23 protein-coding genes and 1 riboswitch are annotated in these 21,026 nt (G+C 73.9%); of the genes, 19 read left to right on the top strand and 4 right to left on the bottom strand.

What is annotated here, in order from left to right:
- Nucleotides 1-271 precede the first annotated feature (271 nt).
- From nagZ to tatC, 6 genes are all read left to right on the top strand, one after another.
- Nucleotides 272-1,282 carry a beta-N-acetylhexosaminidase gene (gene nagZ / locus DK412_RS10600; RefSeq protein ID WP_109971926.1) on the top strand — a complete coding sequence of 337 codons (1,011 nt, stop codon included), beginning with the start codon at nt 272-274 and terminating at the stop codon, nt 1,280-1,282.
- A gap of 13 nt (nt 1,283-1,295) precedes the next feature.
- The gene (locus DK412_RS10595) at nt 1,296-2,066 is read left to right on the top strand and encodes a ScpA family protein (protein ID WP_245447551.1); all 771 of its coding nucleotides are present in this window, start codon (nt 1,296-1,298) and stop codon (nt 2,064-2,066) included.
- 17 nt (nt 2,067-2,083) lie between these two features.
- Nucleotides 2,084-2,716: an SMC-Scp complex subunit ScpB gene (gene scpB, locus DK412_RS10590; RefSeq protein ID WP_245447549.1), complete on the top strand. Its 633-nt coding sequence runs from the start codon at nt 2,084-2,086 to the stop codon at nt 2,714-2,716.
- Between the two features lie 187 nt (nt 2,717-2,903).
- Nucleotides 2,904-3,239, top strand: coding sequence for a twin-arginine translocase TatA/TatE family subunit (locus DK412_RS30920; RefSeq protein ID WP_245447547.1), 336 nt, complete (start codon nt 2,904-2,906; stop codon nt 3,237-3,239).
- Between the two features lie 234 nt (nt 3,240-3,473).
- Entirely contained in the window at nt 3,474-4,043 is a 570-nt protein-coding gene (gene tatB, locus DK412_RS10580; protein WP_109971923.1) for a Sec-independent protein translocase protein TatB, read from the top strand.
- A complete protein-coding gene (tatC, locus tag DK412_RS10575; protein WP_109971922.1) occupies nt 4,040-4,843 on the top strand; it encodes a twin-arginine translocase subunit TatC in 804 nt (267 codons plus the stop codon). Before tatB ends, tatC begins: the two co-directional genes overlap by 4 nt.
- A gap of 79 nt (nt 4,844-4,922) precedes the next feature.
- On the opposite strand, the gene DK412_RS10570 is transcribed toward tatC, so the two are convergent.
- From DK412_RS10570 to cobU, 3 genes are all read right to left on the bottom strand, one after another.
- Complete coding sequence (locus DK412_RS10570) at nt 4,923-5,705, bottom strand: prephenate dehydrogenase/arogenate dehydrogenase family protein (protein WP_204165541.1); 783 nt, start codon at nt 5,703-5,705, stop codon at nt 4,923-4,925.
- Between the two features lie 212 nt (nt 5,706-5,917).
- Complete coding sequence (gene cobO, locus DK412_RS10565) at nt 5,918-6,523, bottom strand: cob(I)yrinic acid a,c-diamide adenosyltransferase (protein ID WP_109971921.1); 606 nt, start codon at nt 6,521-6,523, stop codon at nt 5,918-5,920.
- A complete protein-coding gene (gene cobU / locus DK412_RS10560) occupies nt 6,520-7,032 on the bottom strand; it encodes a bifunctional adenosylcobinamide kinase/adenosylcobinamide-phosphate guanylyltransferase (RefSeq protein WP_245447737.1) in 513 nt (170 codons plus the stop codon). The genes cobO and cobU overlap by 4 nt, the downstream gene beginning before the upstream one ends.
- A 128-nt stretch (nt 7,033-7,160) precedes the next feature.
- Nucleotides 7,161-7,362, top strand: a riboswitch (cobalamin riboswitch).
- A 29-nt stretch (nt 7,363-7,391) separates the two neighbouring features.
- Here cobU and DK412_RS10555 point away from each other — a divergent pair.
- The 10 genes from DK412_RS10555 (at nt 7,392) to cobJ (ending at nt 17,761) form a co-directional block, all read left to right on the top strand.
- Nucleotides 7,392-7,568, top strand: coding sequence for a CbtB domain-containing protein (locus tag DK412_RS10555; protein ID WP_109975183.1), 177 nt, complete (start codon nt 7,392-7,394; stop codon nt 7,566-7,568).
- An 88-nt stretch (nt 7,569-7,656) separates the two neighbouring features.
- Nucleotides 7,657-8,403: a CbtA family protein gene (locus DK412_RS10550; RefSeq protein WP_109971919.1), complete on the top strand. Its 747-nt coding sequence runs from the start codon at nt 7,657-7,659 to the stop codon at nt 8,401-8,403.
- The gene (locus DK412_RS10545) at nt 8,400-8,777 is read left to right on the top strand and encodes a DUF1636 domain-containing protein (protein WP_109971918.1); all 378 of its coding nucleotides are present in this window, start codon (nt 8,400-8,402) and stop codon (nt 8,775-8,777) included. Before DK412_RS10550 ends, DK412_RS10545 begins: the two co-directional genes overlap by 4 nt.
- Complete coding sequence (cobW, locus tag DK412_RS10540) at nt 8,774-9,808, top strand: cobalamin biosynthesis protein CobW (protein WP_109971917.1); 1,035 nt, start codon at nt 8,774-8,776, stop codon at nt 9,806-9,808. Before DK412_RS10545 ends, cobW begins: the two co-directional genes overlap by 4 nt.
- A 352-nt stretch (nt 9,809-10,160) precedes the next feature.
- Nucleotides 10,161-10,751 (top strand): Uma2 family endonuclease, encoded by a 591-nt coding sequence (locus DK412_RS10535; protein WP_109971916.1) that lies wholly within the window; start codon nt 10,161-10,163, stop codon nt 10,749-10,751.
- A 6-nt stretch (nt 10,752-10,757) separates the two neighbouring features.
- Nucleotides 10,758-14,042: a cobaltochelatase subunit CobN gene (cobN, locus tag DK412_RS10530; protein ID WP_109971915.1), complete on the top strand. Its 3,285-nt coding sequence runs from the start codon at nt 10,758-10,760 to the stop codon at nt 14,040-14,042.
- Nucleotides 14,039-15,589 carry a nitrite reductase gene (locus DK412_RS10525; RefSeq protein WP_109971914.1) on the top strand — a complete coding sequence of 517 codons (1,551 nt, stop codon included), beginning with the start codon at nt 14,039-14,041 and terminating at the stop codon, nt 15,587-15,589. The genes cobN and DK412_RS10525 overlap by 4 nt, the downstream gene beginning before the upstream one ends.
- Nucleotides 15,586-16,218, top strand: a complete 633-nt coding sequence (locus DK412_RS10520; RefSeq protein ID WP_109971913.1) for a precorrin-8X methylmutase — start codon at nt 15,586-15,588, stop codon at nt 16,216-16,218. The genes DK412_RS10525 and DK412_RS10520 overlap by 4 nt, the downstream gene beginning before the upstream one ends.
- Nucleotides 16,218-17,009 (top strand): precorrin-2 C(20)-methyltransferase, encoded by a 792-nt coding sequence (locus tag DK412_RS10515; protein WP_109971912.1) that lies wholly within the window; start codon nt 16,218-16,220, stop codon nt 17,007-17,009. Before DK412_RS10520 ends, DK412_RS10515 begins: the two co-directional genes overlap by 1 nt.
- Nucleotides 17,006-17,761, top strand: a complete 756-nt coding sequence (gene cobJ / locus DK412_RS10510) for a precorrin-3B C(17)-methyltransferase (protein ID WP_109971911.1) — start codon at nt 17,006-17,008, stop codon at nt 17,759-17,761. Before DK412_RS10515 ends, cobJ begins: the two co-directional genes overlap by 4 nt.
- Here the strand turns inward: cobJ and DK412_RS10505 are convergent.
- Complete coding sequence (locus DK412_RS10505) at nt 17,734-18,489, bottom strand: cobalt-precorrin-6A reductase (RefSeq protein ID WP_109971910.1); 756 nt, start codon at nt 18,487-18,489, stop codon at nt 17,734-17,736. The two genes, cobJ and DK412_RS10505, sit on opposite strands and share 28 nt — an antisense overlap.
- On the opposite strand from DK412_RS10505, the gene cbiE reads away from it, so the two are divergent.
- The 3 genes from cbiE to cobM are packed head-to-tail and all read left to right on the top strand — an operon-like array spanning nt 18,488 to nt 21,020.
- The gene (gene cbiE, locus DK412_RS10500) at nt 18,488-19,732 is read left to right on the top strand and encodes a precorrin-6y C5,15-methyltransferase (decarboxylating) subunit CbiE (protein ID WP_109971909.1); all 1,245 of its coding nucleotides are present in this window, start codon (nt 18,488-18,490) and stop codon (nt 19,730-19,732) included. The two genes, DK412_RS10505 and cbiE, sit on opposite strands and share 2 nt — an antisense overlap.
- Nucleotides 19,711-20,220, top strand: coding sequence for a cobalamin biosynthesis protein (locus DK412_RS10495; protein ID WP_109971908.1), 510 nt, complete (start codon nt 19,711-19,713; stop codon nt 20,218-20,220). The genes cbiE and DK412_RS10495 overlap by 22 nt, the downstream gene beginning before the upstream one ends.
- Nucleotides 20,217-21,020: a precorrin-4 C(11)-methyltransferase gene (gene cobM, locus DK412_RS10490; RefSeq protein WP_109971907.1), complete on the top strand. Its 804-nt coding sequence runs from the start codon at nt 20,217-20,219 to the stop codon at nt 21,018-21,020. Before DK412_RS10495 ends, cobM begins: the two co-directional genes overlap by 4 nt.
- The last annotated feature ends 6 nt before the right edge of the window (nt 21,021-21,026 follow it).

The raw sequence follows: 21,026 nt of genomic DNA, 5'->3' as shown, positions 1-21,026 counted from the left end.
CGTCGAAAATCGACGTCGAGAACTGACGTCGAGACCCGGGCCGCAGGGGGCCTCGCGCGTCGAGGCACCTCCGGTCGCGGACTTGGCGGTCGCGGACCTGGCGTCGGAAAACCGTCCGGCTGTGGCGCATCGCCGACAGCCGGGGCCGGCGAATCGCCTAAATTACCCGTTCTTTGCGCCGTGCGTTTCCCGAATCGTCGGCGCCCGCCAGGGGCACCGGACGGGACCGCGCGATCGTTCCCCTCCTCTCAACCGCCGAGAGCCGCCGTCGATGACCCTTGCCCTGATCCTCGGTTGCGCCGGCCCGACCTTGAGCCCCGAGGAGGCCGCCTTCTTCCGCGCGGTGCGGCCCTGGGGCTTCATCCTGTTCAAGCGCAACGTCGAGACGCCCGAGCAGGTCCGCGCCCTGACGGCGGCGCTCCGCGACACCGTCGGCCGGGCCGATGCGCCGATCCTGATCGACCAGGAGGGCGGCCGGGTGCAGCGCATGACGCGGCCGCACTGGCCGGTTTATCCGTCCGGGCGGGCTTATCTCCGTGCCGGCGGCCCGGAGGCCGGGCCGATGCTGGCCCGTCTCGGCGCCCGCCTGATGGCGCACGACCTCGCCGAGGTCGGCATCAACGTCGATTGCGCGCCGGTCCTCGACGTGCCGGTGCCGGGCGCCCACGACGTCATCGGCGACCGGGCCTACGGCACCGATCCGGCGGTGGTCGCGGCCTTCGGGCGGGCGGTGGCCGAGGGGCTGATGGCCGGCGGCGTGCTGCCGGTGATGAAGCACATGCCCGGCCACGGCCGCGCCGGGGCCGACAGCCACCACGCCCTGCCGGTGGTCGAGGCGAGCCTCGACGACCTCGACGCCCACGACTTCCGGCCCTTCCGGGCGCTGGCCGACCTGCCGATGGCGATGTCGGCCCACGTGGTGTTCCGCGCCCTCGACCCGGAGAATCCCGCCACCACCGCGGCGACGGTGATCCGCGAGATCGTGCGCGGCCGCATCGGGTTCGACGGCCTCCTGATGACCGACGACCTGTCGATGAACGCCCTCTCCGGCAGCTTCCGGGATCGCACCGCCGCCGCCTTCCGGGCCGGCTGCGACATCGGCCTGCACTGCAACGGCGTCCGGGCCGAGATGGAGGAGGTGGCGGCCGCCGCTCCCGTCCTCGCCGGCGAGGCCCTGCGCCGGGCGGAAGCCGCGCTCGCCCGCCTGACCCCCGCCGCCCCGGCCTTCGACCCGGCCGAGGCCCGCGCCCGCCTCGATGCCGGGCTCGCCGCCGCGGCCTGAGGTGGCGGCCGCGTTGGCCGACGACTTTACGGAGGCCGGGGACGCCGCCGACGGCGCGGCCTTCGTGGTCGACGTCGACGGCTTCGAGGGGCCCCTCGACCTGCTGCTCGAACTGGCCCGGCGCCAGAAGGTCGACCTCGCCCGGATCTCGATCCTGGCCCTGGTCGAGCAGTACCTCGCCTTCATCGACGAGGCGCGCCGCCTGCGGCTGGAACTGGCGGCGGATTACCTGGTGATGGCGGCCTGGCTCGCCTACCTGAAGTCGCGCCTGCTGCTGCCGGCGCCGCCCCGCGGCCCCGAACCCGCCGCCGGCGACCTCGCCGAGGCCCTGAGCCTGCGGCTGCGCCGCCTCGAGGCGATCCGCGCCGCCGCCGCGATGCTCTCCGGCCGGGCCCAGCTCGGGCGCGACGTCTTCGGCCGCGGCGCCGCTCCGCCGGATCCCGCCGTCGCCGCGCCGGGCGGTTTCGCCGTCACCCTGCACGACCTGATCGCGGCCTATGCCCGCCAGCGCCAGGAGCAGGCAAGGGCGCAGGTGACGCTGCCGCCGCGCAGCGTGTGGTCCCTGGTCGATGCCCGCGCCGCGCTGGAGCGGCTGATCGGCCCGCGGGACGACTGGACCGACCTCGAGTCCTGCCTCGCCCAGTACCTCGCCGACCCGAAGCGCCGCGCCACCGTGCGCGCCTCCTCGCTCTCGGCGGTGCTAGAGCTCGCCCGCGAGGGCCAGATCCTGCTGCGCCAGGACGGGCCCTTCGCGCCGATCCAGATCCGCGCCGCCGGACCGTGAGCCGGGTGACGAAAACCTTGGCGAGGACCGACACCCCGCCTCCCCCCTCCGAGGCCGCCCGGCTCGCCGAGGCGCTGATCTTCTGCGCGTCCGCACCCCTCTCCGAAGCCGACCTCGCCGCCCGGCTGCCGCCCGGCACCGAGATTCGGGCCGTGCTCGCCGAGATCGCGAACGCCTACGCGCTCCGGGGCATCACCCTCGCGCGGGTGGCCGGCGGCTACGCCTTCCGCACCGCGCCCGACCTCGCCCCCGCCCTGCGGGGCGGCGTCCCGGAGGCGCGCAAGCTGTCGCGGGCCGCCCTCGAGACGCTCGCCATCGTCGCCTATCACCAGCCGGTGACCCGGGCCGAGATCGAGGAGATCCGCGGTGTCAGCACCTCAAAGGGCTCCCTCGACCTGCTGCTCGAGACCGGCTGGGTGCGCCTGCGCGGCCGCCGCCGCACGCCGGGGCGGCCGGTGACCTACGGCACCACCCCGGCCTTCCTCGACCATTTCGGCCTCGACGCCGTCTCCGACCTGCCCGGCCTCGACGAGCTGAAGGGCCTCGGCCTGATCGAGGGCCGGCTGCCGGCCGGCTTCCGGGTGCCGCAGCCGGGTGTGGCCGGGCCCGACGAGGATCCACTGGCCCCCGGCGACGCCGCGGCGGACTGAATTCCCGGGTGGGGCATTCCGCCAACCCCCGAGGAAACGCTTGTTTTCGCCTCCTGCCGTCCTTACGTTCCGGCCGCACCGCAGGCGCTCGGATCGCCGTTGGGCCTGCGGGAACAGAGGTTTGGGGCGTCCGCACGACGCCCCGCGAGAGTGCCGCGGCGACGTGAACGCCGCGCGGGAGAGAACCATGGGCGGCGCGAGTATCTGGCACTGGATCGTCGTCGGCGTGATCATCATGCTGCTGTTCGGGCGCGGCAAGGTGTCCGACCTGATGGGCGACGTCGCCAAGGGCATCAAGGCCTTCAAGAAGGGCATGGCCGACGAGGACCAGGCCCCGGCCACGACGGCGCAGGTGCCCCACGCGCAGGTCCCGCCTGTGCCGGTGGCGCCCCCGGTCGTGCAGCCGACCTCGGTCCAGCCGGTCCACGTGCAGCCGACCCCGGTTCAACCGACCCACGTCCCGACCGCGCAGATGCCGCCGGTCGGCACCACCGAGCCGACCGTCGACCGCAAGGTCGGCTGAGCGGTCCGTCACCATTCTCCGCGCGGGAGCGCGCGGCCGCCGGCCCGCCTCCGCGCCTTGCGCGCTCCTTGCAGGTCCTCCCGACAGGTGCCCCCAGCCCTGCGCTCCCGCAGGGACGTCTCCTGGCGGGAACCTGCGCGACGGTGACTGGCGCCGGCGCACCGGCGTGCTAGACAGCCCGCGCGAGGCGCCCGCTCAAGAGTCGCGCCGCGCGAGTAGCAGGGCCGTCACGCCATGTTCGATATGAGTTGGGGCGAGGTGATGCTGATCGGCGGCGTCGCGCTCGTCGTCATCGGCCCCAAGGACCTGCCCAAGGCCCTGCGCACCGTCGGCCAGGTCACCGCCCGGCTCAAGCGCATGGCCGGCGAGTTCCAGAGCCAGTTCAGCGAGGCGATGCGCGAGGCGGAGCTCGACGAGGTCCGCCGCGAGGTCGAGGGCATCAACCGCAGCGTCTCCTCCGCGACGTCGACCGGCTTCAACCCGGTCCAGACCATCCGCAACGAGATCAAGGGCGCCGTCGACGGCGTGCCGAAGCCCGCGACGACGGCGATGCCGGGGACCGATCCCCTCGTCGCCGACCCGTACGCGGCGCTGCCGGAGCCGCCTTCTCCGATCGATCCTGCGCCGATCGACCCGGAACCGGTCGATCCCGCCGCCCCTCCGGCCTACGCGCTTCCGGAGCCCGCGGCCGAGAAGCCGTCGGTCTCGGCCCTCGCCGCGGCGACCGCGCAGCTCAAGGCCGACGCGGCCCGCGCCGCCCCCGATTCGCCTCACCCCACCGCCAGCACGAGCCCGACCGCATGATGACCGAGGCCGATGAAGCCGAGATCGAGGCCTCGCGCGCACCCCTGATCGAGCACCTGATCGAGCTGCGCTCGCGGCTGATCAAGTCGCTGCTCGCCTTCGGGGTGATGTTCTTCGTCTGCTTCTTCTTCGCGCAGCACATCTACAATATCCTGGTCCACCCCTACGTGACCGTGGTGGGGGCCGAGAAGGCGCGGCTGATCGCGACCCACTTCCTCGAGCAGGTGTTCACCAACATCAAGCTCAGCGTGTTCGGCGCCGGCTTCCTGTCCTTTCCGGTCGTGGCGACCCAGCTCTACGCCTTCGTGGCGCCGGGCCTGTACCGCAACGAGCGCCGGGCCTTCCTGCCCTACCTCGTCGCCACGCCGGTCTTCTTCCTGCTCGGCGCCCTCGTCGTCTACTTCCTGGCGATGCCGCTGCTGATCAAGTTCTCGGTCAGCCTGCAGCAGATCGGCCAGCCCGGTGAGGCCACGATCGAACTCCTGCCGAAGGTGGACGAGTACCTCTCGCTCATCATGACGCTGATCTTCGCCTTCGGAATCGCGTTCCAGCTGCCGGTGATCCTGACCCTGCTCGGCCAGATCGGGCTGATCGATTCGAAGTTCCTGAAGGATCGCCGGCGCTACGCGATCGTGCTGGTCTTCGTCGCCGCCGCGGTGCTGACCCCGCCGGACGTGATCAGCCAGCTCTCGCTCGCGATCCCGATGCTGCTCCTCTACGAGGCGTCCATCTTCTCGGTGCGGGCGATGGAGAAGCGCCGCGAGCGGGCCCGGGCGGCGGAAGAGGCTGCGGGGGAGTAGGGTATTCGCCCTAATCCACATTCACCCCGACGACGAGAAGCCGCGGGATCCCCTCTCCCCCTCAGGAGAGGGGGACGTGCTATACTTGGACACGCCGTTCCAAGGCACCGTCAACCTCCCCCAACTCCCCCTCCATCTGCGCCGCCAGCGCGAAGAACCGCCGCCTGACCTCGCCCGCGAAAGGGTTCTCGCGCTCGATGGCGTGGTAGACCTCCGGCGCGTCGTGCCGGACCATGCCGACGGCCTGCATCACCAGGTCGAAGCTGCGGGTGGTCATCCGGGTCGGCAGCGGCTCCATCGCCACCAGCACCTTGGCGATCAGGTGGGTCAGGCCCTGCACCGCCGCCGCCTCGCGGTCATGCGCCTCCGGCGTGGTCATGATCACGGTGAGCCCGAGCGCCCGCCGCAGGAAGGCGCCGACCCGTCGGGCGCGGTCGCCCCGCACCGAGCAGACCGCGATCTTGAGGCCGCGCAGGCCGTCCCGCGCGCTCTGCGGCCCGAACAGCGGATGGGTCGCGACGATGTCGACGCAAGGCGGCAGGCCGGCCCGCATGATCTGCGCCGGCCGCACCTTCACCGACCCGACATCGAGGACGAGGGCGCCCGGCCGCAGGTGCGGGGCGATGTCCCGGACCACCCCGGCCAGGGTCGGGACTGGCGTCGCCAGGATCACCATCGGGCAGGCCGCGGCGTCTTCCAGGCTGCAGGGTTCGATTCCCGCCGCCGCGAAGGCCGAAGCGGGTGCGAAGGGATCGTGGACGCGCAGCGAGAACAGCGGCGCCAGATGCGTGGCGACGAGGCGGCCGAAGGCGCCGAAGCCGATCAGGCCGAGGGCGGGGAGCGGGATGGGAGAGGACGGCACGGGAGACCTCGGATCTGGGGCGAGGTCGGCGGGCCGGAAAATCCTGAAAGCCTCAACCGCCGACACGTCGCAGCGGTTGAGAGATGACGAGCACTCCGCCGCTAGGTGCGCGGCGAATAATAGAATCCGGTCGGGCGGGCGCTGGTCATGGCCGAGCCTGTAGCCCCGTGCCGCCGTCGCAGTCAATCAGAACTCGCAACCAGAACTCGCAATCAGAACTCGATGCCCTCCTGCGCCTTCACCCCGGCCGCGAAGTGGTGCTTCACCGAGCCCATCTCGGTGACGAGGTCGGCCGCCGCGATCAGCTCCGGCTTGGCGTTGCGCCCCGTCACCACGACGTGCAGGTCCGGCCGGCGCCGGCTCAATGCCTCCACTACCTCGGCGAGCGGCAGGTAATCGTAGCGCAGGGCGATGTTGAGCTCGTCGAGGATCAGGAGCCGGATCGCCGGATCGGCCATCAGCGCCTCGGTCTTCGCCCAGGCGGCGCGGGCCGCCGCCACGTCGCGGTCGCGGTCCTGGGTCTCCCAGGTGAAGCCCTCTCCCATCGTGTGCCACGCGACCTGATCCTGGAACCGCTCCAGCGCGAAGCGCTCGCCGGTCTCCCAGGCGCCCTTGATGTACTGCACCACCCCGACCCGCCAGCCGCGGCCGAGCGCCCGCAGCATCAGCCCGAAGGCGGCGGTCGACTTGCCCTTGCCGGGGCCGGTATGGACGATCAGCAGGCCCTTCTCGATCGTCTTGCCCGCGACCTCGGCGTCCTGCACCGCCTTGCGCTTCTCCATCTTGGCGCGATGGCGCGCCGCCTCGTCGTCGCTCATTGCACGTCTCCCTTGATGATCATCGGCAGGCCGGCCACCACCAGCACCACCCGGTCGGCAATCGCCCCGAGGCGCTGATGCAGGCGCCCGGCCTCGTCGCGGAACCGGCGGGCCAGCGCGTTCTCCGGCACGATGCCGTAACCGACCTCGTTCGAGACCAGCACCAGCGGCCCCGCCACCGCCCGGCAGGCCTCGACCAGCGCGTCGGTCTCCGCCGCGAGGTCGGCCGCCTCGTCCAGCATCGCGTTGGTCAGCCACAGGGTCAGGCAATCGACCAGCACCGGCCGGCCGGCGGGCGCCCGGGCGATCGCCGCCGGCAGATCGCGCGGCGCATCCACCGTCTCCCAGGGCGGAGGCCGGCGGGCGCGGTGCTCGGCGATGCGCGCGCGCATCTCGTCGTCGAAAGGCTGCGCCGTCGCGACGTAGCGCCAGGGCCCTGGCCGCGCCTCGATCAGCCCTTCCGCGTAGCGGCTCTTGCCTGAGCGGGCGCCGCCCAGCACCAGGGTCAGGCGCGGGGCGGCGCGGTCCGGATCCGGCACGGACATCTCCTCATCTGGCGGACAACGCGGGGCCGCGAAAAACTCGGGGGCGGAGGTGTCGCGGCAGGCCGCGCCGATTGCAAGCCCGCAGGCGACCGGCTAGGGTCGCGCACGACGGTGCCTCGGCGACGAGGTGAAAAGGGAACGCGGGAGCCGGGCTTCTTCCGGTATGCCGCGGCTGCCCCCGCAACTGTGAGCGGTCGCACACGGTCCGCCATCGGCCACTGGAGCGATCCGGGAAGGCGGTGGGCCGGCAAGACACCGCGAGCCAGGAGACCTGCCGTCACCCCTTTCTCTCGACGCCGCCGGTGGGGCGGCAGGAGTTCGTCATGGTCGCGATCACCCGGTCCCTCTCCCCCGCCCTCGCCGGCGAGCGCCTGAGCGCCGTCCTCCTGGCTGCCACGCTCGGCATCGGGCTCCTGTTCGTCTCCGGCTTCGCGCCGGTGGTCGCCCTGCACAACGCCGCGCACGACTGGCGCCACGCCCACAACTTCCCCTGCCACTGACCAGGGCCCGACCCTCTTAAAAGCCGCGCGGCCTGCGCCCCGAGGGGCCGCGGGCCCGCGGCCCTTTGGTCGTGCAGGTGATCCCACGATGACGAAACGTCTGCTCGCCGCGGCCCTGGTCGCCGGCTTCCTCGCCGCGTGCGTGACCTCGGTTCTGCAATTCGCCCTCACCTCTCCGCTGATCCTGGCGGCGGAGAAGTACGAGACGGCGGAGAGCGCCGTGCCGGCTCCCCACGCCTTCGCCAACCCGTTGATCGTGCTGGCTCATGCGGGCCACGACCATGGGGCCGAGGCGCAATGGCAGCCCGCGCCCGGCCTGCCGCGCCTCGCCTTCACGGCCCTCGCGACGCTGGTGAGCGGCGTCGGCTACGCGCTCTTGCTCGGCGCGGTGCTGGTCGCGACCGGCCGCGAGGTGACGCCGTCCGAGGCGCTGACATTCGGCATCGGCGGCTTCCTCGCCGCCAGCCTCGCGCCGGCGGTGGGGCTGCCGCCGGAACTGCCCGGTGCCGCGGCCGCCGCCCTCGAATCGCGCCAGCTCTGGTGGGTGGCGACGGCGCTCGCCACCGCGATCGGCCTCTACCTGGTGGCGATCCGCCGCCGGCCCGCCGCGATCGCGATCGGCCTCGCCCTCATCGTCGCGCCGCACCTCTGGGGCGCCCCGCACGGGCCGGAAGAGATCTCCGCGATGCCGCCGGTCTACGCGGCGCAGTTCGCCGCCCGGTCGCTGGCGGTCGCCTTCGCGTTCTGGGCGGTGCTCGGCCTCGCCTTCGGCTGGGCCTGGGGTGCCGTCGCCGGGACGAAGAGCGTGGCGCGTCGGAGCGAGGTGGCCGCGTGAGCGATCCCGTGACGCTCTACGTCTGCACCACCTGCCGCGACGCTGCCGATCCGGCGGACGGCCCCCGCGCCGGTGCCCGCCTGCACGACGCGCTCGCCGAAGCGCTCGCGGCCCGGCCCGGCGCGCCCGTGCGGATCGAGCCGGTGGAATGCCTCTCGGTCTGCAAGCGGCCCTGCACGGTCGCGGTCGCGAGCCCCGGCCGCTGGACCTACATCTACGGCGACCTCGACCCGGCGATCTCCGCCGACATCATCCTCGACGGCGTCGGCCTCTATGCCGGGACCCCGGACGGCATCGTGCCCTGGCGCGAGCGTCCGCAGGAATTCCGCAAGGGCGTCGTCGCCCGCATCCCTCCCGCGCCGGTTGAGCCATGACCATCCTCAAGAAGATTCCCTGCACCATCGTCACGGGCTTCCTCGGCGCCGGCAAGACGACGCTGGTGCGCCACGCCATCGAGCACAACGACGGCCGGCGCCTCGCGATCATCGTCAACGAGTTCGGCGATGTCGGCTTCGACGGCTCGCTGCTGGCCGAGTGCGGCATCCCGGGCTGCGACGCCGACGCGGTGGTGGAACTGCCGAACGGCTGCATCTGCTGCACCGTCGCCGATGACTTCGTGCCGGCCCTGAACAAGCTCCTCGACCGTCCGGAGCCGCCCGAGCACATCCTGATCGAGACCTCCGGCCTCGCCCTGCCGAAGCCCCTGGTCCAGGCCTTCAACTGGCCGGCGATCCGCTCGCGGGTGACCGTCGACGGCGTGGTGGCGGTGGTGGACGGCCCGGCAGTGGCCTCGGGCGCCTTCGCGGACGACCCGGAGGCGCTGGCCGCCCAACGCGCGGCCGATGCCAGCGTCGAGCACGAGAACCCGCTCGAGGAGGTGTTCGAGGACCAGCTCCTCTGCGCCGACCTCGTGGTGATGAACAAGTCGGACCTCCTCGACGAGGGCGAGCGGGCCCGGGTCCGCGCCGAGGTGGAGGCGCACCTGCCCCGCGCGGTCAAGCTCGTCGAGACCGCCCACGGCGCCCTCGATTCCCGCGTGCTGCTCGGCCTCAACGCGGCCGCCGAGGACGACCTCGCCGCCCGGCCCTCGCACCACGAGACGGAAGAGGACCACGACCACGACGATTTCGAGAGCGTCGCGCTCCCCGTGACGGCCGCCGGGTCGCCCGACGACTTGGCCGCCCGCGTCTCGAAGGCCGCCGAGGTGGCGGGGGTGTTGCGGATCAAGGGCTTCTGCGCCGTCGCCGACAAGCCGATGCGCCTCGTCGTCCAGGGCGTCGGCCGCCGCGTCGCCCACCATTACGACCGGCCCTGGCGCCCGGGCGAGCACCGGGACGGGACGCTGGTGGTGATCGGGCTCACCGGGTTCGACAAGGCGGCGGTGGCGGCGGCGTTGCGGGGGTGAGGACGGCTTCCGTTCTCGCCAACGTTCAAGAATAGCGCCGACTCCCCTCTCCCGTGTGGGAGAGGGGCTGTGGGGATCGAAGATCCCGCGTGAGGGTGGCTCGGTTTCAGGATCACGCACTGAACGTCAAGCTGCGCATCTCCACGGTTGGAGCTTTATTCTGAGCCCGAGCCACCCTCGCGCGATCTCCGATCGCCCCTACCCCTCTCCCAAACCTTGCAGCGATACCGGGCAAGCCCGGTATCGCCTGGAGAGGGGATCCCGCGCTTATTTTTGATCGCAAAGAGCAGACGTTTTACCATCGAGATTGCCAGCCTTCATTTCGAAACCCCTAAGCCCGGGAGGGCATCGCATGTCGGAGCCCGCGCCGCGGCACTGGAGCGTGCAGGAGTTCTTCGCCTGGCAGGAGCGCCAGGACGAGCGCTACGAGCTGGTCGGCGGGGTGCCGGTCCGCCTGAGGCTAAGTGCGCGCAACGTCCACGACGACATCGTGGTCAACCTCGTGGTCGAGTTCCGTACCCGGCTGCGCGGGACGCCGTGCCGGCCCTTCACCGGTGACGGCAGCGTCGAGACCTTGCCGGGCCAGATCCGCCGTCCAGACCTCGGTGTCGATCGCGGCGCCCGCGACCCGAACGGGCTGACGGCAGCGGAACCGCGGCTGGTCGTCGAGGTCCTGTCGCCCTCGACCCGTGACTTCGATGCCTTCGACAGGTTGGAAGAATACAGGACGGTCGCGAGCCTCGCGGTGATCCTGCTGGTCGAGCCGAACGCCCCCGAGATCGCGCTCTGGCGCCGGGACGCGGACAGGGCTTGGCAGCGCCAACTCGTCGCCGGGCTCGACCAGACGATCGAGCTGCCAGAGTTCGGCATGACCCTGGCGTTGGCGGACCTGTACGACGGCGTCGCATTCCCGCCGCGGCCTCGCTTGGTGTCGGGGACCTGAGGGCCGATGCACCTCCTGCGCATCGATTCGGTCTCCCTCGACGAGGGCGAGGCAGCGGTCGATCTGGGCCAGGCGCCCGGTGACATCGTCGCCCTGTCCTTCACCGATTCCGACCTCGCCGGTCTGGCGAACGCCTATGCGGGCCTGCCCGGAGAATGGCCGAGCCTGCGTCTCGCCAAGCTCGCGCAGCTGCGCCACCCGCTCTCGGTCGACCTCTACGCCGACGCGGTGATCGCCCGCGCCCGCTTCGTGCTGGTGCGCTGCCTCGGCGGGCTCGATTACTGGCGCTACGGCATCGAGCGGCTCTCCGAGACCTGCCGGGCGCACGGCATCCCGCTCGCGGTGCTGCCGGGAGACGACCGTCCGGATCCGCGCCTCGACGCGGTCTCGACGGTGGCGCCGGAGCTGCGCGACACCCTCGACGGCTATTTCCGCGCCGGCGGCCTTGAGAACCTGCGCGGGCTCCTCACGCGGGTCGCCGCCGAGCTCGGCCGGCCGGTCGCGGCCGAGCCGCCTCGCGCCCTGCCGCGGGGCTTTGCCTGGTGCCCGGGCTGCGGCGTGCGCGACCGGCCCGATCCCGCCTCCGCCCTGCCGCGGGCGCTCGTCCTCGTCTACCGCTCGGCGATCCTCGGCGGCGACACCGCGCCGGTCACCGCCCTCGCGGCCGCCCTGTGGCAGCGGGGCCTCGGGCCCGCCATCGTCGCGGTGGCGAGCCTCAAGGACCCGGAGGCGGCGGCGGCGGTACGCACGGCCGTCGCGACCCAGCGCCCCGCCGTGATCGTGGCCGCCACCGCCTTCTCGGCCCGCGAGGAGGCCGGCTTCGTCCTCGACGCGGCGGATTGCCCGGTGATCCAGGCCTTCACGGTCGGCGCGGGCCGGGAGGCCTGGGCGGCGTCCAGCCGGGGGCTCGGGGCGGCCGACCTCGCCATGCAGGTGGCTTTGCCGGAATTCGACGGGCGGCTCGCCGGCTTCCCGATCTCGCACAAGGAGGAGGCGCCGGAGGTCGAGGGATTTCGCGAGCGCCGCGCCGTGCCGGATCTTTCCGGCATCGCCGCCACCGCCGACCGCGCCGCCGCCTGGGCCCGCCTCGCCGCCAAACCCCGATCCGAGCGCCGCCTCGCCCTCGTCCTGTCCGATTACCCGGCCCGGGGCGGCCGGGCCGGATTCGCGGTCGGGCTCGACACCCCGGCGAGCACCCGGGCCATCCTCGACCACCTGGCGGCCGAGGGCTACGCCGTCTCCGACATTCCGGAGCCGGACGCCCTGATGCGCCGCCTCACCGAAGAGGCTCCGGGCCTCGCGGTGCCGCTTGCGGCCTACGAGGCCTGGCGCGCCCGACTCCCGGCGGAGGCCCGCGCCGCCCTCGCGGCCGAATGGGGCGAGCCCGCCGACGATCCGGCTCTCCGAGACGGGGCCTTCCGGTTCCGGGCTGTGCGGGCCGGCTGCGTGCTGGTGGCGCTCCAGCCGGACCGCGGCCACAAGGGCGACCGCAAGGCGGGCTACCACGATCCCGACGCGGTGCCCTGCCACGCCTCCCTCGCCTTCCACTTGGCCCTCCGGGAGGGGTGCGACGCGCTGATCCATCTCGGCACCCACGGCACCACCGAGTGGCTGCCCGGCAAGGCGGTGGCGCTGTCCCCCGCCTGCTGGCCGGCGCTCGCGGTCGGGGCGCTGCCGGTGATCTATCCCTTCATCGTCGACGATCCCGGCGAGGCGGCGCCGGCCAAGCGCCGGATCGGTGCCGTCACGATCGGGCACCTGCCGCCGGAGACCGCCGAGGCCGGCCTCGATCCCGAGGCCGGCGCCTTACGCGATCTGGTGGAGGAGTATTCCGCCGCGACCGTGCTCGACCCGCGCCGGGCGTCCCTCATCGCCCGCGGCATTCTGGAGCGGGCCGAGGATGCGGGGCTCCTCGCGGCGGCCGGGATCGATCGCGCAACCCCGATGCCCGACGCGCTCGCCGCCCTCGACGCGCATCTGTGCGACCTCGCCGAGGTGACGATGCGCGACGGGCTGCACGTCTTCGGCAAGGGCCCGGACGCCCATCCCGCCTGCGGCCCGGCCGAGCGGGCGGGGCTGCTGAAGGCCCTCGACGGCCGCTTCGTGGAGCCGGGCCCCGCCGGCTCGCCGGCCCGAGGCCGGGCCGACGTGCTGCCGACCGGGCGCAACCTCACGACGCTCGATCCCCGGGCGCTCCCGACCCGGGCCGCCGCGATGCTCGGCGAAAAAGCCGCCGCGGAGGTGGTGCGGCGCTACCTCCAGGACGAGGGCGAGTATCCGGCCCGCCTCGTCATGGACCTCTGGGCCTCGCCGACCCTGCGCACCGGCGGCGAGGACGTGGCGCAGGCCCTGGCGCTCATGGGCGTGCGCCCGGTCTGGGACCACGCCTCGACCCGGGTGACCGGCTTCGAGGTGCTGCCGCTCGCCCTCCTCGACCGACCGCGGATCGACGTGACGGTCCGGGTCTCCGGCGCGTTCCGCGATACCTTCCCGGAGACGCTGGCGCTCCTCGACCGCGCCGCCCGGGCGGTCGCGGCGCGGGAGGAGGAGGACACCGACAACCCGCTCGCGGCCAGCCGCCGCCGCGGCGAGGCGCCGGCGCGGGTGTTCGGAGCGGCGCCCGGCCGCTACGGCGCCGGCACCGCGGCGCTCGCCCTCGACGGCGCATGGAGCGGGCGCGGCGACCTCGCACGGGCCTATCTCGACGCCACCGCCGAGGCGGCCGGCGCATCGGAGGCCGGAGGCGATCCGGACGCCGATTTCGCCGCCCGGATCGCGGCGGCGGATGCCTATCTCCACGCCTTCGACGTCGCCGAGCGCGACCTCCTCGACGGCGACGCCGCCGCCGACGCCATGGGGGGCTTCTCCGCCGCCGCCGCGTCCTTGGGTGCGACGCCCGTCCTCTACAGCCTCGATACCAGCCGCCCCGAGGCGCCCCGCGCCCGCACCGCCCGCGAGGACGTGGCGCGGCTGGTGCGCGGCCGCCTCGCCCATCCGCGCTGGATCGCCGCGCAGCTGCGCCACGGTTGGCGCGGCGCGCAGGAACTGGCGCAGGGGTTGGATGCGGTGTTCGTCATGGCGGCTGCCACCGACGCGGTCGCGGATGCCGACATCGACCGGCTCTACGACGCCTATCTGGGCGATCCGGATGTGCTCGCGGCGATCGAGGCGGCCAATCCGGGCGTCGCGCAGGCCTTGCGCGACCGCTTCGCCGCCATGCGCGACCGCGGCCTGTGGCGCAGCCGGCGCAACTCGCTCGCCGCCCTCGACGCACGGGAGGCGGCCGAATGAGCCCCGCTCCCGTCGCCCCGGCGCCCGTGAATCCTGCCCCTCGCCGCGGCTGGTGCCCGGGCCTCGCCCGGCCGATGCCGACCGGCGACGGCCTCCTCGTGCGCCTCCACCCGGTCGCCGGCCGGCTCGGCGCCGATCAGGTGCGGGCCGCCGCGCGCGCGGCGCGGGAGGGCGGCAACGGCCTCCTCGACGCGACCGCCCGGGGCAACCTGCAGATCCGCGGGGTGACGGCGGAGAGCCACGGACGCGTCGTCGCGATCCTGGGCGAGGCGGGTCTCGGCGACCTGCGCCACGATGGCGGGCCGCAGCGATTGACCTTGAATGCGCCGCTCGCCGGGGCGGACGGCCTCGCCGTCGTCGCGGCGGTGGAGGCGATCGGGCGCGAGATCGCCGGGCTGCCGGCGAAGACGCTGGTGGCGGTGGAGGATCCGGCGGGCGGGCTCGGGCCGGTCGAGGCGGATGTCTGGGTGCGGCTGATTCCAGGATCATCCGGCATTACTGAAGCCCGCGGGATCCCCTCTCCCGAGTGGGAGATGGGTAGGGGCGATCGAAGATCGCGCGAGGGTGGCGCGCTTCAGGACAAGCCGCCACGCGTCGAGCTGCGCAGCTCGACGTCTTCAGCATTGTTCGGAAGCCGAGCCACCCTCGCGCGATCTTCGATCGCCCCTACTCCTCTCCCACTCGGGAGAGGGGATCCCGCGCCTATTCCTGGGACCGACACGCAACTGAGCGGCGATGTCGACGTGAGACGGGAATCACTGCCCGCGCTCCAACTCGCCGTCGCTACCCCCGACGGCCCGTATTGGCTCGCGCCGCTCCCCGCTCCCGTCGCCCTCGCCACCCTGCGCACCCTCCTCGACGGCCTCGCCGCCTCCGGTGCCCGCCGGATGCGCGCGCTCTCGCCGCCGCAGCGCGACGCCCTCCTGGCCGATCTCACGCCGGGCGAGGCCCCCCCGGCGACCACCGCCCTTCCCGCCGGCCTGCACGGCCGCACCCTCCTCGCGGAACTCCCCTTCGGCCGCTGCGACGCCGCCCTGCTCGACCGCATCGCCGGCTGGAGCGAATCGCACGGCGACGGCCACCTCGCCCTCACGCCGGGCCGCGGCATCGCTCTCACCGCCTACGACGAACCCACCGCCGACACCCTGCGCAACGAGGTCGAGGCCGTCGGCCTGATCGTCGATCCCGCCGACTCGCGCCGGTCCGTCGCCGCCTGCCCGGGCGCGCCGGCCTGCGCCTCCGGCGGCACGCCGGCGCAAGCCGATGCGCATCGCCTCGCCGCCGCCTTCGCGCCCCTCGCGGGGCTGAGCGCCACCGCCCACGTCTCCGGCTGCCCGAAGGGCTGCGCCCTGCCCGGTCCCGCTACCCTCACGCTGGTCGGCCGGGCGGATGGCCGCTACGGGGTGGTGCTGGAGGGCAACGCCGGGGCCGAGACCGACCTCGTCCTCACTTTCGGTGCCGTGCTGGAGCGGCTAGAGAGCGTGCGAGTCCGACCTGCCCCTGATGTCGCTTCGGACCTGAGAGACGCATTCCGGGAGCCCGCATGAACCCGCGCCTCGACTATATCCGCGACGGCGCCGCCATCTACGCGCGCTCCTTCGCGATGATTCGCGCCGAATCCGACCTCGCGCGCTTCCACGGCGCCGCCGAGCGGGTGGCGGTGCGGATGATCCACGCCTGCGGCATGACCGACCTGCCCGCCGACATCGATCTGTCGCCGGATTTCGCCGAAGCGGCGGAGAATGCGCTGCGCCGGGGCGCCCCGATCCTGTGCGACGCCCGCATGGTCGCCGACGGCGTCACCCGGGCGCGGCTGCCTGCGGCCAACGAGGTGATCTGCACCCTCTCCGATCCCCGGGTGCCGGATCTGGCAAAAACCCTCGACACCACCCGCACCGCCGCCGCGATGGAATTGTGGCGCGACCGGCTCGCCGGGTCGGTGGTGGCCGTCGGCAACGCGCCGACCGCCCTCTTTCGCCTGCTCGAGATGCTGGACGAGGGCGTGGCGCCGCCCGCCGCCGTGATCGGCGTGCCGGTCGGCTTCGTCGGCGCGGCCGAATCGAAGGATGCGCTCGCCGCGGACGGGCGGGTGCCGTTCCTGGTGGTGCGCGGCCGGCGCGGCGGCAGCGCCATGGCGGCGGCGGCCGTCAACGCGCTCGCCAACGAGGTCGAGTGATGGACGGTCCTTCCGGCTTTCCGCCCCCCGAGACCGCCGAGATCCCCTCCGCTCCGGCTGCGGCGGTGACCGGCACGCTCTACGGCGTCGGCATGGGTCCGGGCGATCCGGACTACCTCACCGTGCGGGCGGTGCGGGTGCTGGAGCGCGCCCACCACCTCGTGCATTTCTGTAAATCGGGTAAGCGCGGCAACGCCCGCACCATCGCCGACGCGGTGGTGCAGGACGCCGCCCGCGAATGGCCGCTGCCCTACCCTTACACCACCGAGCTGCACCCCGAGGATCCGGCCTACGTGGCGGCGCTCGCCGCCTTCTACGACGAGGCCGCCGCGCGCCTCGCCGAGGTGCTGGGCGCCGGCCGCGACGTGGCGATCCTGTCGGAGGGCGACCCCTTCTTCTACGGCTCGTTCATGCATCTGTGGCGCCGCCTGAAGGACCGGTTCCCGGTCGAGGTGGTGCCGGGCGTCACCGGCATGTCGGGCTGCTGGACCCGGGCCAACACCCCGATCACCTGGGGCGACGACGTGCTGACGGTGCTGCCCGCCACCCTCCCCCACGCGACGCTCGTCGCGCGCCTCAAGACGACCGACGCCGCCGTGGTGATGAAGCTCGGCCGCCACCTGCCGAAGGTGCGCGCGGCGCTGACCGAGGCCGGGCTGATCGGCCGCGCGGTCTATGTCGAGCGCGGCACCATGACGGGCGAGAGCGTGACGCCGCTCAGCCAGAAGCCGGACGACCGCGCGCCCTATTTCTCGATGGTGCTGGTGCCGGGCGAGGGCCGCCGGCCGTGAGCGGCTCCGTTACGGTGATCGGCCTCGGGCCCGGCGACCCGCGCTACCTGACGCCGGCCGCCTCCGCGGCGCTCGACGCGGCGCAGGACCTGATCGGGTATTTCCCCTACGTCGCCCGGGTACCGGAGCGGCCGGACCTCGTGCGCCACGCCAGCGACAACCGGGTCGAGATCGACCGCGCCCGCCACGCCCTGGAGCTCGCCGCGGCGGGCCGCCGGGTCGCGGTGGTGTCGGGGGGCGATCCGGGCGTCTTCGCCATGGCGGCGGCGGTCTTCGAGGCGCTGGAGGCCGGCGATCCGGCCTGGCGGACGCTCGCCATCACGGTCGAGCCCGGCATCACCGCGATGCTGGCGGCGGCCGCCCGGGTCGGCGCCCCGCTCGGCGGCGATTTCTGCGCGATCTCGCTGTCGGACAACCTGAAGCCCTGGGAGGTCATCACCGCCCGGCTGAACGCCGTGTTCGCCGCCGACCTCGTGGTGGCGCTCTACAACCCGATCTCGCGGGCGCGACCCTGGCAGCTCGGCGCGGCGTTGGGCCTCGCGGCCGAGCATCGCGCGCCCGACACCCCGGTGATCCTCGCCCGCGCCGTCGGCCGGCCCGACGAGGCGATCCGCATCCTGTCCCTGGCCGAGGCCCGCGACGCATCCGCCGACATGGCGACCCTGGTGATGGTCGGGGCGAGCGCGACCCGGCTGATTCCACGGGACGGCGGGACGCCGTTCGTCTACACGCCGCGGTCCGTCGCCCGATGAGCCTCCAGCCAGGCCAGGGCGTCACGGGCCTCCCCCACCTCCGCGACCTCTGGCAGGCGGGGCTGCCGCACGATCACCACCGGCAGGCCCAAGGACCGCGCGGCCGCGATCTTGCCGTAGGTCGCCGCCCCGCCGGAATTCTTGGTCGCCAGCACCTCGACGCCGTGGCGGCGCATCAGATCCTCCTCCTCCGCCGCGCCGAAGGGGCCGCGGGCCTCGATCGCCGTGACGTCGAGTCCCGGCAGCGCGTCGCCGATCGGCTCGATGGTGCGCACGAGGTAGCGGTGCTGGGGCGCCGCCGCGAAGGCGGCGAGTTCGAGCCGGCCGACCGTCAGGAACACGCCGCGTGGGGTCTCGCCGAGGGCCGGCACGGCCTCCGCCACGCTGTCGACCTCGCGCCACTCGTCGCCGGGCTCCCGCGTCCAGGCCGGCCGCCGGACCGCGAGGAGCGGCACGCCCGTTGCCCGGCTGGCCTCCGCGGCGTTGCGGGAGATGAGTCTGGCGAAGGGATGCGTGACGTCGACCAAAGCCGCGATGGCGTGGTCTCTCAGATAGGCCGCCAATCCCTCCGCCCCGCCGAAGCCGCCGATGCGGGTGCGCGCCGGCAGGGCGAGGGGCGCCGCCGTGCGCCCGGCGAGCGACAGGGTGACGTCGAAATCGGGCCGGCCGGCGAGCAGCCGGACCAGCCCCGCGGCCTCGGTGGTACCGCCCAGGATGAGGATGCGCATGGCCGCCTTCTCGCCTGAGGCTTCCCCCGAGTCGAGCCTGTCACCGTGGCTGTTCATCGTCGGCATCGGCGAGGACGGGCGGGCCGGGCTGTCGCTGGCGGCAACGGCCGCCCTCGATCGCGCCGGGCTGGTGATCGGCGGGCGCCGCCACCTCGACCTCGCCGCGCCGCTGTCCGCCGAGACCCTGGCCTGGCCGAGCCCGCTCTCCGACGCCTATCCGGCGATCCTCGCCCGGCGCGGGCGACCGACCTGCGTCCTCGCCACCGGCGATCCTTTTCACTACGGCGTCGGCGCCGAACTGGCGCGGCTGGTGCCGGCGGGGGAGATCGCCGCCTTCCCGCAGGCCTCCGCCTTCAGCCTCGCGGCCGCCCGCCTCGGCTGGCCGCTGGCCGAGACCGTCTGCCTGACCCTGCACGGGCGGGCGCCGGAGCGGGTGATCCCGCATCTCCAGCCCGGGGCCCGGCTCCTCGTCCTGTCCTGGGACGGGACGACGCCGGCGAGGCTGGCGGGCCTTCTCACCGAGCGCGGCTTCCCGCGCTCGCGCCTGACCGTGCTCGAGGCGATGGGCGGTCCCCGCGAGCACCGCCGCGCCGGCCTCGCCGCGGACTTCTCGGAGAACGGGATCGACCCGCTCAACACGGTCGCGATCGAGGTGGCGGCGGAGGCCGACGCGCGGGTGATCCCGCTCAGCCCCGGCCTCGACGATGCCTGGTTCGAGAACGACGGCCAGCTCACCAAGGCCGAGATCCGCGCCGTCACCCTCGCGGCGTTGCGGCCCCGCGCCGGCCAGCTCCTGTGGGATGTCGGCGCCGGCTCCGGGTCGATCGGCATCGAATGGTGCCTGCGCCATGCCGCCAACCGCGCGGTCGCGGTCGAGGCCAGGGAGGAGCGCGCCGCCCGCATCCGCCGCAACGCGCTGAACCTCGGCGTGCCGGACCTCCGGGTGGTGGTCGGGCGGGCGCCAAAAAGCCTCACCGGGCTGCCGGCGCCGGACGCGGCCTTCCTCGGCGGCGGGGTCTCCGATCCGGCCCTGGTCGAGGCGGTGCTGGAGGCTCTGCCGACGGGCGGGCGTCTCGTGGCCAACGCGGTGACGCTGGAGAGCGAGGCGCTGCTGCTGCGCCTGCATTCCGAGCGCGGCGGCAGCTTGCGGCGCCTCTCGGTCGCGCGGGCCGAGCCGGTCGGCCACCTCACCGGCTGGCGCCCTGCGATGCCGGTGACGCAATGGGCGCTGACGAAGCCGTGACGCCCGCGATCATCCAGGCACGGGTTCCAGGCAGCGCCCCGCCGCCACCTCTCCTGCACGGCCTCGCCCGCACCCCCGGGACCGACGCGCCCCGTGCGCTGATCGCCGGCATCGGCTTCCGCCACGCCACCACGGCCGACGAGATCCTTGCGCTGGTGGCCGACGCCTTGCGCCAGGCCGACCTGCCGGGCGCGCGGCTCGCCGCGCTCGCCACCGCCGCGGACCGGGCCGGCGACCGGGCCATCGTCGAGGCGGCCGAGTCCCTGGGCGTGCCCCTCGTCGCCATCGGGGTCGAGGCCCTGCGCGAGGCCGGCCGCCGCGTCGTCACCCGCTCGGTCCGCATCGAGGCCCTGCGCGGCGTCGGGTCGCTGGCCGAAGCGGCGGCCCTCGCGGCCGCCGGCCCCGATGGCCGCCTCGTCCTGCCCCGCATCGCCTCGGCGGGCGCCACCTGCGCGCTCGCCGCCAGCGGAGACGCCCTTTCGTCATGATCCACTTCATCGGCGCCGGCCCGGGCGCGGCCGACCTCATCACCGTGCGCGGCCGCGACCTCATCGCCCGCTGCCCGGTCTGCCTGCATGCCGGCTCGCTCGTGGCGCCGGAGATCCTGTCCTGGTGCCCCGAAGGCGCCCGGATCGTCGACACCGCGCCCCTCTCCCTCGACGCGATCGTCGCCGAGATGGCGGCGGCCCACGCGGCCGGTCTCGAGGTGGCGCGGCTGCATTCCGGCGACCTGTCGATCTGGAGCGCGGTGGCCGAGCAGACCCGGCGCCTCGATCGCCTCGGCATCCCCTACGATCTCACCCCCGGAGTGCCCTCCTTCGCGGCGGCAGCGGCCGTGCTGGGACGCGAGCTGACGGTGCCGGAGGTGGCGCAGTCGGTGGTGCTCACCCGCACCAGCGGCCGCGCCTCGGCGATGCCGGAGACCGAGCGCCTCGACGCCTTCGCGGCGACCCGCGCGACGCTCGCCGTGCACCTGTCGATCCACGTCATCGAGGCTGTGGTGGCCGAGCTGATCCCGCATTACGGCCCGGACTGCCCGGCCGCCGTGGTCTTTCGCGCCACCTGGCCGGACGAGCGGGTCCTGCGCGGGACCCTGGCCGATATCGGGGGCCAAGTCGCTGCGGCGGGGCTGGAGCGCACGGCGCTGATCCTGGTCGGCCCGGCGCTCGGGGCGACGACGTTTCGCGAGAGCGCGTTGTACGCGGCGGATTACGACCGGCGGTTCCGGCCGGGCGGGGCCGTCGCCGCTCCGACCGGTCCCGGCGAACACACGACCACGCGAGGATGAGCGCGT

This window comes from Methylobacterium sp. 17Sr1-1, from assembly GCF_003173775.1.
GTDB lineage: Bacteria > Pseudomonadota > Alphaproteobacteria > Rhizobiales > Beijerinckiaceae > Methylobacterium.
This window is presented reverse-complemented; position numbering and strand designations above follow the sequence as displayed.

What these genes read in the sequence shown, in the direction of transcription:
- nagZ (WP_109971926.1), top strand. Translation starts at nt 272, where the DNA reads ATGACCCTTGCCCTGATCCTCGGTTGCGCCGGCCCGACCTTGAGCCCC.
- DK412_RS30920 (WP_245447547.1), top strand. Translation starts at nt 2,904, where the DNA reads ATGGGCGGCGCGAGTATCTGGCACTGGATCGTCGTCGGCGTGATCATC.
- tatB (WP_109971923.1), top strand. Translation starts at nt 3,474, where the DNA reads ATGTTCGATATGAGTTGGGGCGAGGTGATGCTGATCGGCGGCGTCGCG.
- tatC (WP_109971922.1), top strand. Translation starts at nt 4,040, where the DNA reads ATGATGACCGAGGCCGATGAAGCCGAGATCGAGGCCTCGCGCGCACCC.
- cobO (WP_109971921.1), bottom strand. Translation starts at nt 6,523, where the DNA reads ATGAGCGACGACGAGGCGGCGCGCCATCGCGCCAAGATGGAGAAGCGC.
- DK412_RS10555 (WP_109975183.1), top strand. Translation starts at nt 7,392, where the DNA reads ATGGTCGCGATCACCCGGTCCCTCTCCCCCGCCCTCGCCGGCGAGCGC.
- DK412_RS10550 (WP_109971919.1), top strand. Translation starts at nt 7,657, where the DNA reads ATGACGAAACGTCTGCTCGCCGCGGCCCTGGTCGCCGGCTTCCTCGCC.
- cobW (WP_109971917.1), top strand. Translation starts at nt 8,774, where the DNA reads ATGACCATCCTCAAGAAGATTCCCTGCACCATCGTCACGGGCTTCCTC.
- DK412_RS10535 (WP_109971916.1), top strand. Translation starts at nt 10,161, where the DNA reads ATGTCGGAGCCCGCGCCGCGGCACTGGAGCGTGCAGGAGTTCTTCGCC.
- cobN (WP_109971915.1), top strand. Translation starts at nt 10,758, where the DNA reads ATGCACCTCCTGCGCATCGATTCGGTCTCCCTCGACGAGGGCGAGGCA.
- DK412_RS10525 (WP_109971914.1), top strand. Translation starts at nt 14,039, where the DNA reads ATGAGCCCCGCTCCCGTCGCCCCGGCGCCCGTGAATCCTGCCCCTCGC.
- DK412_RS10520 (WP_109971913.1), top strand. Translation starts at nt 15,586, where the DNA reads ATGAACCCGCGCCTCGACTATATCCGCGACGGCGCCGCCATCTACGCG.
- DK412_RS10515 (WP_109971912.1), top strand. Translation starts at nt 16,218, where the DNA reads ATGGACGGTCCTTCCGGCTTTCCGCCCCCCGAGACCGCCGAGATCCCC.
- cbiE (WP_109971909.1), top strand. Translation starts at nt 18,488, where the DNA reads ATGGCCGCCTTCTCGCCTGAGGCTTCCCCCGAGTCGAGCCTGTCACCG.
- DK412_RS10505 (WP_109971910.1), bottom strand. Translation starts at nt 18,489, where the DNA reads ATGCGCATCCTCATCCTGGGCGGTACCACCGAGGCCGCGGGGCTGGTC.
- DK412_RS10495 (WP_109971908.1), top strand. Translation starts at nt 19,711, where the DNA reads ATGGGCGCTGACGAAGCCGTGACGCCCGCGATCATCCAGGCACGGGTT.
- cobM (WP_109971907.1), top strand. Translation starts at nt 20,217, where the DNA reads ATGATCCACTTCATCGGCGCCGGCCCGGGCGCGGCCGACCTCATCACC.